Raw genomic sequence first — 13,394 nt, forward strand, 5'->3', positions numbered from 1 at the left:
CGTGCCCGGACAGGGTGTCCTGATATGAGACAGTCTGATACCGTATCATATCAAGAAACGTGCCAGACAACCGTGGGACACGCCCGGCCATGACGGGGAGAGGGCTTGGTCATGACAAATAGGCAGGCCCTGCGGCGTTCACGGCACCCAACCGGTCTCCCCTGCCGTGTTCCCGCCTGACACGGGGACCGCCGGCTGCGTGACTCCGTAGGGCTCAACGGTCCCCAACACCTCATCGGCGTCGAACCCAGCCGCGGAGCGTCCGGCGATGCGGCCGAACGTCGCCCCCGACACCAGTCCGGTACCAGCCGGGTAGTTGTCGTAGAACAGTCCGCCAACCATCTCCCCACAGGCCAGCAGCCCCGGTATTGGCCGCCAATCGGTGCCGATTACGCGGGCATGCTGGTCGATCTTCAGGCCGCCGAAGGTGAAGGTGATGCCGCCGGTCGCGCTATACGCATAGAACGGCGGCTTCTCCAACTTGATCGCCCAGTTGGTCTTCTCGGGCACCAGACCGCGCGTGCGCAGACCGTCCTTCTGCGCCGGATCGAACCCGTCATGGGCATGATGCGCCACCGCATTGTACTCGTGCATAGTCCGGATCGCCTGATCCTTGTCGTCGATATCAAGCTGCTCGATCAGCGCCTCGATCGTATCGGCAACAATCGGCTGACTGGTGGAATAACGCGGCTCCAACAGATGCACGACCTGCGCGTCGAACAACTGGTACGCCTTAGCCCCCGGTTCAGCCAGAATGGCGCGGCCGAACTTCGCATAGGTGAACATCGCGCCGTCCTCACCCTCGTTGACGAAACGGCGCCCATTCCGATTGATCATGACGCCGTACAGATAGCTCAGCCGGTTGCTGCGATCGGTCAGTTCGCGCGGTGCGAAATTGCCCCAGTCGGCCGAGATCGGCGTGGCGTGGCAGCCGCTCCACTGGCCCCAGGGCATCGCGCCGATAGCCAGCGCCATGCGCAGCCCGTCGCCCTGGTTGTGCGGCGTGCCGCGCACCTTGGCAGCGCCCACCAGTGGGCCGATGTGCTGGGTGCGCATCTGCACATTCGCCTCGAACCCGCCGCAACCGAGGATCACCGTCCGGCCGGCGATCGCCTGGACGCCGGCGTCATCACGCACACGCACGCCGCAGACGTGGCCACGATCGTTTTGCAGGATGGCCTGGACGCTGGCGCCGTAGCGGATCTCGACGCCCATGCGTTCGGCGGTGGCGAACCAACTGCGCGACAGGCCGACGCCTTCGTGCTCCGCCCGCACCACCAGGCCGCGCGCCCAAACGATCTTGTTGCCCTTCCGCACCCCGGTCAGGGTGATCGCGGGCTCCATCGGCACCTGGCCGACCTCATGCATCCAGAACACGGTGTCGCGCGAATTGTCCACCAGCACGCGAGACAGCACCGGATCGGTCTGCCCCGAGGTGACGCGCATCAAATCGCCATGGAAATCGTCGCGCGTATAAGGCTGGATGCCGTCGTAGAAATCCTCGTAACTGTCGTCGACGCCGGGCAGCAACGGCCCGATCTCGTGCGGGTCGTCGAAGGCGAAGCGCAGCACACCGCCGCTCCAATGCGTGTTGCCGCCGCGCATCTCCCGCGGGGCCTTTTCCAGCACCAGCACGCGCGCCGCCCCGTTCTCCCTGGCCGAGACGGCGGCGGCGAGGGCGGCATTGCCGGCACCGACGACGATGACGTCATAGGGGGACACTTCAGAATCGGGCACGGCTGAGTTCTCCATTTCGTCGTATTTCAAGTGCAATATCAGGATGGATACGGACGCTGCTCCATCCGTCCCCGATTGTCGGCCTGGGCCGCGGCGAGGATACCGATGCGAAGCTCATACCCTCGGCGGACGTGACGCCGGGCGTGGGCCTCGGCCTGGGCCTCATCGTGCTGGGCGATGGCATCGACAATCGCCTGATGCTCATCCGTCGCCGCTTGGATGCGTCCGGGTGCGGCGAATGTCGTGCGACCCAGAAGCGCGACCGAATCGTGCAGGCTTTGGAGGCTTTTCAACAGGAAGCGGTTATGCGCCGCTCGGTAGATCTGCTGATGGAACAGGGTGTTTTCGCGGGCGTGGACCTTCGGATCGTCCGGCAGTTTGCGATGCGCGTCGAGCGTGGCCTGAAGGATGCGAATCTCGGTCGCGTCCGCGCCGCGGGCAGCCAGGGAAGCAGCGGTGCCCTCCAGCGATTCGCGCAGATCGTACAATTCGGTGACCGCACGAAGATCGAGCCGAACGACAGACAGCCCGCCCTGCCCGTGCTCCAGCATCCCCTCCGATTGCAAGCGGCGGAGTGCCTCGCGCACCGGCGTGCGGCTCATTTTCAGCCAACCGCACAGTTCGAGTTCAGGAATCCGCTGACCGCTGCCGAGGGTATTGTCCTGGATGGCGTCGCGGATCGCCGCATAGGCGCGTTCCGCCAGTGCGCCGGTACGCGGTGGTGGCACGCCCTGCTCTCCTCCGTCCCACGCGGTACTGTTCGGTGTGATGGGCGTTCTCCCAACCCGTGTTCATGCACTCGTATATCTATGTATACAAGAGAATGCAATTAGGCGACGTGCAAAACCACGGTCATCGTCTCCCGGCACGCCCGAATCGTCCGGACGCAGGACTCGCCGCCCGCCCGCCGAAGCGATAGACGATCCGGCCTTCACCCTCGGATGACCGCATGACCCTTGCCGCCTTTCTCCGCCACCTCGGCTTCGCCGCGCTGCTGATGCTGCTGTCCGCCGCGACCGTGCGCGGGATGATCGCCGCCCGGGTCATGGACACGCCGGCGGCGCGCAAGGCGCATGACCGGCCCACCCCCAAGGGCGGCGGCGTCGGGATCGTGGTCACCTTCCTGGTCGGCATCGCCGTGCTATACCGTTTCGCCGCGTTCGCCCGCCTCGCCGATCCCTATTTCCTGGGCGTGATCGAGGCATCCGTGGCCATCGCCGTGGTCGCCTTCCTCGACGACCTGTTCGACTGGCCGTTCGTCGTCAAGCTGGGCACGCAGGTGCTGGCGGCGCTGGTCGCGGTGTCGAGCGGCCTGTATGTGACGGCGTTTCACATCCCCTATGTCGGGCCGCTGCCACTGGCCTGGGCCGGGATCGCGGCGACACTGTTCTGGCTGCTGTTCACCACCAATGCGATGAACTTCATCGACGGGCTGAACGGCCTGGCCAGCGGCGTCGCCCTGATCGCCAGCCTGTTCATCGTGTTCATCGCCGAACGGCATGGCGGCTGGTTCGGCTATGCCGCCGCCGGGCTGCTGGCGTGCGGGCTGGCCGGGTTCCTGCCATTCAATTTCCCCAAGGCCCGCATCTTCATGGGCGACGTGGGAAGCCAGTTCGTCGGCTTCATGCTGGCAGTGCTGGCGGTCGTCGCCAGCCGGTTCGACGGCGTGACGCTGTCGTTCCTGCTGATGCCGATGCTGCTGTCCGGCGTCCTGTTCGACGTTGCGTTCACCCTGGTTCGGCGAGCCCTGCAAGGGCAGGCCGTGACCCGGCCGCATCGCGGACATTTATACCAGGTCGCACAGCGATCCGGCCTGTCCGCCGTCACTGTCACTCTGGTGCATTGGGGTTTCGCACTGTTCGGCGGGGCTTGCTGTCTGCTGTTCATCGCCGTGCCGTCGTCATGCAAGCCGCTGGTGCCGTTCATCACCGCGCTGCCGCAATTGGCGTGGGTCTGGTTCGTGGTCCATCGTGCGCGCGTTGCCGGTCTGCGGCAGTGGGGCTGACCCGGTTCAGGTGACGAGAAAATGCAGCCGCGCGGGCTGCCTCGGTCGAAGGACAACGATGCAGTTCTGGCGGAAACGACGGGCCAGCTTACGGATCGGCCGAACGTCGTGGAGCACCAGAAGGTGCGCCTCGGACCAGCGTCGCAAGGTTCCCATGGCTGGCAAGGTCGCATAGCGCTTCAGTGCCTGGACGAGGCGGGCTTGCATCCGTTGGTTCCAGCGAAGCGGCATGCGGCGAGACATCGGATTATTGGCAGTGATCATGACAGCCTCCCGCGCTCGGTACGTCGTCAGCATGACATCCATGGCGAGCGATCGGCGGCCTATGCGGATATCGATGTTACCGGCCTGATAGCGGGTGCGGCGATAGGCGATCAGGGTCCGTGGCGGGATCATCCGCATAAGGTGGGCCGGCCGGCCTACCCGTCCTCCCGCTTCGTCGGGAACTCCACGTCGCGGTGCACATGCACCGACATCAGCACCCCGAAGCCCACCATCACCGTCAGCATCGCCGACCCGCCATGCGACACCAGCGGCAGCGGCACGCCGCCCACCGGGATGACGCCCATCACCATGGCGATATTGACGAACACATACAGGAAGAAATTGCAGGAGATCCCAAGCGCCACCAGCCGGCCGAACTGGTGCCGGCAGCGCAGCGCGATCAGCATTCCGCCGACGATGATCAGGCCCAGCAGCGCCATCACCGCGACGCCGCCGACGAAGCCCCATTCCTCGCCGATGATGGTGAAGATGAAGTCCGTCTGCTTCTCCGGCAGGAAGTCCAGATGCGCCTGTGTGCCCTGCAGGAAGCCCTGCCCCCACATCCCGCCCGACCCCAGGGCGATCTTCGACTGGATGATGTTGTAGCCGGCCCCCAGCGGATCGCTCTCGGGGTGCAGGAACGTGTCGATGCGCGCCCGCTGGTAGTCGTGCAGATGCCCGTAGACGAATTGCGCCAGCAGTGGAATCGGCAGCGTCACCAGCAGGAATTTCCACCAGCGCACGCCGGCGGCGAAGAACATGCAGGCACCCAGCATCGCCGTGATCGCCGCGGTCCCCAGGTTCGGCTCCTTCAGGATCAGCCCAACCGGGATCAGCACCGCGATCAGCGGCGGGATCAGGAACAGCGGATTGCCCATCCGCTGCCACGACGCCTTGTGGAACCAAGCCGCCAGCGCCAGCACCAGCGCCAGTTTCATCAACTCCGACGGCTGCATCTGCAAGGGCCCGAGTTCCAGCCAGCGCTGCGCCCCCTTGCCGACATGCCCCATCCGCAGCACCAGGACCAGCAGGACCACGCCGCCCAACCAGGCCGGCCAGGCGAGCTTTGCGATCACCCTGATATCAACCAGCCCGATCGCCAGCATCACCAGCAGGCCGAACGCAAACCGCATGGCATGGCGTGTCGCATAGGGTTCGGGGGACCCGCCGCCGGCGCTGTACAGCGCGACGTAGCCGACGCCCGCCAGACAGCACAGCAGCAGCACGTACAGCCAGTTGATCTGGAGCACCTTGCCCATCAGGTCGAACGACGGCTCGCGCCACAGACGGCGGTCCATCATGTCCGATCTCCCCTACGCGCCGTCATGGCCGAGCGTCCGCCACCTGGGCTGATGGCGACACCGAACGGTTGGCCGGATCGCGCCGCAGGGTCGCCGCCATGATATCGCGCGCCACCGGTCCCGCCGCGGTGGCGCCGGCGTTGCCGTGCTCTATCACCACCGACACGGCATAGCGCGGCGCGTCGTACGGCGCATAGGCGACGAACAGCGCATGCGGACGATACTCCCAGGGCAGCTTGTCGCTGTCGAAATGCCCGCTCTCGCGCAGTTCCCGCGACACCCGCCGCACCTGCGCCGACCCGGTCTTTCCCGCCAACTGCACCGATGGATCGGCCAGACGTGCCTGCGGGGCCGTGCCACCCGCCTCATTGACCACCGCCCACATGCCTTCGCGGACATTGTTCAGCATCTTGTCGGTCATGCCCAGCATCGGCCAGTCGTCGGGCTCGACACCGGGCTGCAGCACGCCGGCCAGCTTGCGCGTCAGATGCGGCTGCACGACGCGCCCGGTGGCGACACGCGAGACATAGGTGCAAAGCTGCAACGGCGTGACCTGCACATAGCCCTGGCCGATGCCGCTGACGATGGTGTCGCCGATGTTCCAGGCATGGCCCTGGCCGATGCGCCATTCCCGCGTCGGAATCAGGCCCGTGCGCTGGCCCGGCAGGTCCAGGTCGAGCTCGACTCCCAGGCCCAGCCGATTGGCCATGGTCGCGATATGGTCGATCCCGGTACGCCGTGCCACTTCGTAGAAAAACACGTCGCAACTGTTCTTCAGGCCGCCGCGCAGGTTCAGCATGCCGTGCCCGCCCTTGCGCCAGCAGTGGAACCGCGTGCCGCCCAGGTCGAGGTAGCCGGGACAATTGATCCGGTCCGCCGGGGTGATCGCCTTGGACTCCAGCCCCGCCAACGCGACCGCCATCTTGAAGGTGGACCCCGGCGCATACAGCCCCGAGGTTGCCTTGTTGATCAGCGGCGTCCGCCGGTCGTTGGTCCATTGCAGCCATTGCGCCTGCGACACACCGGAATTGAACACCGACGGATCGAACGACGGATTGGTCGCCATCGCCAGCACCTCGCCGTTGCGGCAGTCCATGACCACCGCGCTGGCACTTTCGTCACCCAGGGAATTCAGCACCGATAGCTGCAATCCGGAGTCGATCGTCAGCCCGACATCCTCGCCCTGTATGCCTTCCTGACGGTCCAACTCCCGGATGATCCGCCCGACGGCGTTAACCTCGAACTGCACCGCGCCGGCGCGTCCGCGCAGCCCCAGATCATGGTATTTCTCCATGCCCGCGCGCCCGATCCGTATCCCGGGCAGCGCCAGCAGCGGGTCGTCGGCGACATCCGCCTCGTTCGGCGGCGCGACGTAGCCGACGACATGGGCCAGTTGGGAGCCGAACGGATAGCTCCGGCTGGTGCCGGCATCGACCGCGATGCCCGGCAGATCGGGCGCATTGACCTCGATCGCCGCCATTTCATCCCATGTCAGGAATTCCTTGACCAGCACGGGAATGAATTTCCGCCGGCGATGCAGTTCGCGGTCGATCCGCACCCGCTCGTATTCGCTGAGCGGCAGCAGTGCCGAGAACGCATCCAGCGTCGCCTTCACATTGTCGGCCTGTTCGGCGACCAGCACGGCGCGCCAGTTGGTGATGTTGCCCGCCACCGGCGTGCCGAACCGATCCAGGATCCGCCCGCGCGGCGGCGCGATCATCCGCGCACTGATGCGATTCTCGTCGGCCAGCGTGTTGTAGCGCGCACCCTCCCGCACCTGCACCTGGTAGAGCCGGCTTCCCAGGGTCCCAAGCACGGCAAGCTGGCCACCCAACAGCAGCAACGCCCGCCGGGTGAAGACGCCGGTACGCTCGACATCCCGCTTCATGATCAGGCTCGCTCCGGGTTGGCGATCGATCTATGCGCGCTGGCGAACGGCACCGCCAGCAGCGGAAATATCGCCGCGGCCAGCACCGCGATGAAGATCGCCGGATAGGGCGACAGCAGCCGGAACGTCAGCAGCATGACCATAAGCCAGATCGACAGCGACGCCGCCGCCGCGACACCGGCGAAAACGATCCATATCCAGCCCCCCCCTCGGCGGGACAGCGACCGGCGCATCGCCAGTGCCACCCCATGAACGGCGAGCAGTGTGAACGCACCCACACCCAGTGGCAGATAACCCAGCAGGTCCATCAGCAGGCCGATCAGGAAAACGATGGGCGGCGGCAAGGCGGCGGGCCGGAACAACGACCAGAACCAGACGCAGCCCAGTGCCACCGCCGGCAAAGACGCCGCCTGTCCGGGCAAACCCAGCGGCGCCTGCGTTAGCAGCATCAGCAGGATGGTGATGCACCCTGGAAAGCAGGCCCTTGCGGCGATATCGAGGCGTCTGCCGAAACTGGGCCGCGGGCGGATACCGGGACGCCGATCGATATGCGCCATCAGTGCCGCCCCTGCATCGGCGGTTCGGCCACCGGCGGTTCGGTCACCGGCGGTTCCGGCGCGACCACGCCATTCAGGCCGTAGTCGAAAATCCGCACGACCTCCAGCTTTTGCAGCATCGCGGCCGGCTCGACCTCCGCCGTGCCACTGCTGGTGTAATGCACCGTCCCGATCGGCAGGTTGGCCGGGAAGGCGTTCGCCTCGGCACTGGTGACGACCCGTTCGCCCTCCTGCGGCGTGACCCCCTCCGGCCAGTATTGCAGCCGTGGACGGTTGCCGTTGGTCCCCACCAGGATCGCATGCGCGCGCGATGTCTCCAGCGTCACCGGAATACGGCTGTTGAGGTCGGTGATCAGCAGTACCCTGGCGGTGCGGGCGCCCACCTCGGTGATGCGGCCGACCAGCCCGCGCTCATCCACCGCGATCTCACCTTTGTGGATGCCGCTGTTCGGACCGGTGGACAGCAGCACCGCCTTGGCATACACGCCACCCGCATCCGCAACGACCCGCGCGGTGACGAATGAGGCCTGCGGATCCGGAATCCAGCGCAGGCTGGCCTTCAGGCGCTGATTTTCCGCATCCAGCGCCAGCGCGACCGATTGCCAGCGCCGCAGCGTGTCGTTCTCGGCGCGCAGACGGTCGTTTTCCGCGCGCATGTCCCACAGCGTGGCGGTTTCGGTGATCGCCGCGTGGATCCGGCCAAGCGGCGCGGCGAGCGCCGTGTAGATCGGCACCAGCCCATCGGCGAGTGCGGTGCGCGCCCGATCCGCCAGCAAGGTATCCGCCTTGCCCAACAACATGACGCCGAACGAGACGACGATCAGGACCGGCAGAGTCAGCCGCGCCAACGCCTGTCGTGCCTGGATCGAAAGGCGGATCATGCGGACCTTCAGCCAGAGTTCGCTACAGACGGGCCGGTTAGCGGCCCCACACCGGCAACAGGCCGGCGGTCCACGCTTGCCGCGACATTAGCAGGATTAATACATGCTTGTCAGCACGTTGCTGAGCCGCTTCCGCTCTTCCAGCGCGCGCCCGGTACCCAGCGCCACGCATTGCAGCGGATTTTCCGCGATCACAACCGCGAGGCCGGTGGCATCCCGCAGCACCTGGTCCAACCGGTGCAGCAACGCTCCACCGCCGGTCAGCACGATGCCCTTGTCGACGATGTCCGCCGCCAGTTCGGGCGGGGTGTTCTCCAGCGCGACCTTCACCGCCTCGACAATGGCGGACACCGGTTCCGCCAGACTGTCCGCGATTTCACGTTGGCTGACGAGGATTTCGCGCGGAACCCCGTTCATCAGGTCGCGTCCGCGCACCTCGCGATACGGTCCGTCATCCTTCGGATCGAACATCGCGGCGGCGCCGATATCCATCTTGATGCGTTCGGCCGAGGACTCACCGATCAGCAGGTTATGGTGGCGGCGGATGTAGCTGATGATCGCCTCATCCATCTTGTCGCCGCCGACCCGGGCGCTGCGGGAATAGACGATGCCGCCCAGCGAGATCACCGCGACCTCGGTGGTGCCGCCGCCGATGTCGACGACCATGCTGCCGGACGGTTCGGTGACCGGCAGGCCGGCGCCGATCGCCGCGGCCATCGGCTCCTCGATCAACTGCACCCGGCGGGCGCCGGCGCTTTCCGCGCTTTCCTGGATCGCTCGGCGTTCGACGGCGGTGGAGCCGGACGGCACGCAGACGATGATCAGCGGCGAGGCAAAGCCGCGCCGGTTATGCACCTTGCGGATGAAGTGCTTGATCATCTCCTCGGCCACTTCGAAGTCGGCGATCACGCCGTCGCGCAGCGGCCGGCTGGCGGTGATGTAGCCGGGCGTGCGGCCCAGCATCTGCTTGGCCTCCTCACCCACCGCGACGACCTGCTTCTTGCCGCGCACGTCGGCGATGGCGACGACACTTGGCTCCGCCAGGACGATGCCCCTGCCCTTCACGTAAACGAGCGTGTTGGCGGTGCCGAGATCGATGGCCATGTCGGCTGACATAAAGCCAAGCAACTGGGAGAACATCCAGAAAACCTTTGTCGTGGTGGCCAGGAAGAGGGTGGCGCGTGGGCAGTGCGGGATCGTCAGGGAAAGTTGCCGGGAGCAGCGCCCGAGGCCGGGGGTGGGAGGGGTCAGCGGAAGGCGGTCGCTTAGCCCCGGCGTGCCCGGTTCACAAGGGCTTGTTGACGATCGTTCGACAGGCCGCCCCGAAAATGCCCGGTTTTCGTCACCGAGGCGGAAAACGTCACCTCCAATCGCCGGACCCGCCCAACATGGAAGCACGGCCTTTGCCGCATGGTGCCCGGTTCGCCCATTCGATGCCGATCGTCCATTGGCACGGCCGTCACGACCGGTGACCGGTCACGCCGGATGGGTCGACGGCCGCTGGGTCACGCAATCATCATGCTCACCTTCTCGGCCAGCGTTTGCAGCGCGAAAGGCTTCGTGATCACGTCCATGCCCGGTCCCAGCCGTCCGCCGCCCATCGCGACTTTCTCGGCATACCCGGTGATGAACAGCACCTGCAGATCCGGGCGGCCGACCTTCGCCGCATCGGCGAGTTGCCGTCCATTCATGCCGTTGGGCAGCCCGACATCGGTAATCAACAGGTCGATCCTGTGATCGGATCGCAGCAGGCACAGCCCCTCCTGTGCGTCACCCGCCTGGATGGCCGCATATCCGAGTTCTCCCAGAACCTCACACACCAGCATGCGGACCGTTGGCTCGTCATCCACGACAAGGACCGTCTCGCCACCCCGGGCACGCGGCATGACCGCCGTCGCGGCATCCTTGCCGGTTTCGGCGACGTCCCCTGAATGGCGTGGCAGATAGATGCGGATCGAGGTGCCGCGTCCCACCGCGCTGTCGATGCTCACATGACCGGCGGATTGCTTGGCGAACCCGTAAACCATCGACAGTCCAAGCCCGGTGCCTTCACCGATCGGCTTGGTGGTGAAAAATGGATCGAACGCCCGGGAAACCACCTCGGCCGGCATGCCGGTTCCGGTGTCGCTGACGCTCAGGACTACATATTGCCCGGATCCGCCCGCGTTTCTCGCCATGAACGCATCGTCCGGCCTGGCATTGGCGACCTCCAGGACCAAGCTGCCGCCGTCCGGCATCGCGTCGCGCGCATTGATCACCAGGTTGAGCAGCGCACTCTCCAACTGGTTCGGATCGCACAGCGTCGTCCACACCCCGTCCGCCAGGATTTCCTCCACCCGCACCGCCGGCCCCACCGTGCGCCGTATCAGTTCGCCCATGCCGGAGATCAGCGCATTGGCATCGGTCGGTTTGGGACTCAGCGTCTGCCGGCGCGAGAAGGCCAGCAGGCGATGGGTCAACGCCGCCGCCCGCCCGGACGACGCCAACGCCGCGGACACGTAGCGGCCGAGCTCGCCGAAGCGGCCCTGGTCGATCCGCACCTGCATGATCTCCAGGCTTCCCGAGATTCCGGCCAGCATGTTGTTGAAATCGTGTGCCAGGCCGCCGGTCAACTGGCCGACCGCCTCCATCTTCTGCGATTGACGAAGGGCGGCCTCGGCTCTTTCCCGTTCCGCCATTTCCACCCGCAGCGCCGCGTTCGCGGTTTCCAGTTCCTGTGTCCGGCTGACCACCAGTTCTTCGAGTGTTTCCGCCGCGGCCGCACGCGCGGCCAGATAGCTTCGAACCTCGTACTGGCGCCGCCGGCTGCGAACGGCGGCGGCGGACGCGCTTGACAAGGTCAACCCGTCCAGCGGCTTTTCCAGCAGGGAGCCATTGCGAAGCGCGTTCAGCCAATCCTGCCGCCAGCGCATCAACTCCGGCCGGGTATCGCGACCGACGAGGACGATGAATGGCATATCCGACCAGGGCGGCTGACTTACGACCCAGGATTGCAGATCCTGCGCCTCGCGCCCAACCAGCGCTTCCTCCGCCACCAAAACCGCCCCGGCGCCGTCGTCCAGCGCCGCGACCAGGGCGGCCACATGACAGCAAACCAGGCTGTCCAGGCCGACGCGCTTCAAAACCTCGCCAATCGCCGGCGCATCCCGGCCGATGGGGGCCAGGATCAGAATGCGGCTTTCAATGGTGTCCGTGCTTGTCATCAGCCCCCTCGGCGAGAAGCGGCTCCTTCTCGCCTATGTAACGCGGCGTGCCGGTAAAGATGCCGGTAAACTGCGTGAGAGGTTGACCAACCGAAATGCCCGTGGGCGTCAGTTTGAATTCGCGGATCGTGTGCTCGTGATTGCCGCTGCGTTTTTTCACCACCGATAAGGCGCGCCGAACAGTGCCGTCGGCTTCGAAATACCGCAGCATAACCACCGCATCGCTCAGGTAGCTGATATCGAGCGGCGTATCCATCGGTCCGACCAGCCCGTGCTGCGCGAGGATCAGGATGGTCAGCACGCCCAGTTGGCTCAGATAGCTCAGCAATTCGTGCATCTGAAGAATGAGGAAGCGCCCATCGGGCATGGCGTTCAGATAGCCGTTCAGGCTGTCGATCACCACGATACGCGCGTCACCCACCTCGACCGCCTGGCGAACGAGATGCGCGAACCCGCCGGGTGAGACTTCCGCTGGGTCGATCTGCTGGATACGCACCTTGCCGCTGTCGACCGCCTCCTGCAGCGGCAGGCCGATGGTGCTGGCTCGGGCGTTGATGGTGCCGCGCCCTTCATCGAACGCGAAGATGACGGTGTGCTCGCCCCGAGCGGCGGCGGTCACCGCGTAGGTGAGCGCCAGGGACGATTTACCGACGCCGGCGCCCCCGATCAGCAGGGCGTTGGTGCCCCGTTCCAGGCCGCCGCCCAGCAGGGTGTCCAGTTCCGTGTTCCCGCTGGGCGTGAAATCGCCCGCGAACGGCTTGTGGTGTTCGGCTGCGACCAGCCGCGGGTAAATCGCCAAACCACCGGTTTCGATCGTGAAGTCGTGGAATCCGCCACGAAATTTGATGCCGCGCATTTTGACCACGCGCAGCCGCCGGCGTTCCGCGCCGTAGTCGATCGCCAACTGCTCCAGAAGCACGACGCCGTGCGAAATGGAATGAAGCTGCAGGTCATTCTCCGCCGAGGACAGGTCGTCCAGCAGAACGACGGTGCAGCGCCGGCCGGTGAAGAAGTGCTTCAGCGCCAGGATCTGCCGCCGATACCGCAACGGGCTTTGCGCCAGCAGCCGCACTTCCGACAGGCTGTCCAACACGACCCGCGTCGGGTTGAATTCCCGCACGCGGTCGAACACGTTCTGCGTCGTCTCGTTCAGTTCCATCTCGGCCGGATGCAGGACCGTCTGTTCGCGGGCCGGATCGAGTATCGCTTCCGGCGAAACCAGTTCGAACACATCGATGTTGTCCAGCGACCAGCCATGGCGCCGAGCCACGACCTCCAGTTCGCGCTTGCTCTCGGACAGGGTGATGTAAAGCGTCCGCTCGCCTTTGCGTGCGCCGGCCAGCAGGAATTGCAGGGCCAGGGTCGTCTTCCCGGTCCCCGGCCGCCCTTCGTAGAGATACACGCGATCGGAATCCAATCCACCGCCGAGAATGTCATCGAGACCTTCATTGCCGGTCGAAATTCGCGTGGTATCCGGTTCTCCAATTTGAGGTTCTAACTCACCCATGGTCATTGGCCGGCCCTGTCGATCATGCATCATTGCCTACACAGCCGGCAG

11 protein-coding genes are annotated in these 13,394 nt (G+C 65.7%); 1 reads left to right on the top strand and 10 read right to left on the bottom strand.

Going from position 1 to position 13,394, the window contains the following annotated elements:
* Positions 1-138: 138 nt before the first annotated feature.
* Complete coding sequence (gene tcuA / locus GSQ89_RS23870; RefSeq protein WP_216856351.1) at positions 139-1,737, bottom strand: FAD-dependent tricarballylate dehydrogenase TcuA; 1,599 nt, start codon at positions 1,735-1,737, stop codon at positions 139-141.
* Positions 1,738-1,775: 38 nt separating this feature from the next.
* Positions 1,776-2,465: a GntR family transcriptional regulator gene (locus GSQ89_RS23875; RefSeq protein WP_158929965.1), complete on the bottom strand. Its 690-nt coding sequence runs from the start codon at positions 2,463-2,465 to the stop codon at positions 1,776-1,778.
* A 221-nt stretch (positions 2,466-2,686) separates the two neighbouring features.
* Between GSQ89_RS23875 and GSQ89_RS23880 the strand changes: the two genes are divergently transcribed.
* Positions 2,687-3,742, top strand: a complete 1,056-nt coding sequence (locus GSQ89_RS23880; RefSeq protein WP_158929967.1) for a glycosyltransferase family 4 protein — start codon at positions 2,687-2,689, stop codon at positions 3,740-3,742.
* 6 nt (positions 3,743-3,748) lie between these two features.
* Here GSQ89_RS23880 and GSQ89_RS23885 read toward each other — a convergent pair whose 3' ends face one another.
* From GSQ89_RS23885 to GSQ89_RS23920, 8 genes are all read right to left on the bottom strand, one after another.
* Complete coding sequence (locus tag GSQ89_RS23885) at positions 3,749-4,138, bottom strand: DUF3293 domain-containing protein (protein WP_158929969.1); 390 nt, start codon at positions 4,136-4,138, stop codon at positions 3,749-3,751.
* Between the two features lie 23 nt (positions 4,139-4,161).
* Positions 4,162-5,307: a rod shape-determining protein RodA gene (rodA, locus tag GSQ89_RS23890; RefSeq protein WP_158929971.1), complete on the bottom strand. Its 1,146-nt coding sequence runs from the start codon at positions 5,305-5,307 to the stop codon at positions 4,162-4,164.
* Positions 5,308-5,329: 22 nt separating this feature from the next.
* Positions 5,330-7,195, bottom strand: coding sequence for a penicillin-binding protein 2 (gene mrdA, locus GSQ89_RS23895; protein ID WP_158929973.1), 1,866 nt, complete (start codon positions 7,193-7,195; stop codon positions 5,330-5,332).
* A gap of 2 nt (positions 7,196-7,197) precedes the next feature.
* Entirely contained in the window at positions 7,198-7,752 is a 555-nt protein-coding gene (locus GSQ89_RS23900; RefSeq protein ID WP_158929975.1) for a rod shape-determining protein MreD, read from the bottom strand.
* A complete protein-coding gene (gene mreC, locus GSQ89_RS23905; RefSeq protein WP_158929977.1) occupies positions 7,752-8,633 on the bottom strand; it encodes a rod shape-determining protein MreC in 882 nt (293 codons plus the stop codon). The genes GSQ89_RS23900 and mreC overlap by 1 nt, the downstream gene beginning before the upstream one ends.
* A 96-nt stretch (positions 8,634-8,729) precedes the next feature.
* Positions 8,730-9,773 carry a rod shape-determining protein gene (locus GSQ89_RS23910; RefSeq protein ID WP_158929979.1) on the bottom strand — a complete coding sequence of 348 codons (1,044 nt, stop codon included), beginning with the start codon at positions 9,771-9,773 and terminating at the stop codon, positions 8,730-8,732.
* Between the two features lie 365 nt (positions 9,774-10,138).
* Complete coding sequence (locus GSQ89_RS23915; RefSeq protein ID WP_158929981.1) at positions 10,139-11,836, bottom strand: ATP-binding protein; 1,698 nt, start codon at positions 11,834-11,836, stop codon at positions 10,139-10,141.
* A complete protein-coding gene (locus GSQ89_RS23920) occupies positions 11,814-13,376 on the bottom strand; it encodes an ATPase domain-containing protein (protein ID WP_371734286.1) in 1,563 nt (520 codons plus the stop codon). Before GSQ89_RS23920 ends, GSQ89_RS23915 begins: the two co-directional genes overlap by 23 nt.
* Between the last annotated feature and the right edge of the window lie 18 nt (positions 13,377-13,394).

The sequence above is a fragment of the Acidisphaera sp. S103 genome, from assembly GCF_009765975.1.
In the GTDB taxonomy this organism is placed as follows: domain Bacteria; phylum Pseudomonadota; class Alphaproteobacteria; order Acetobacterales; family Acetobacteraceae; genus Rhodopila.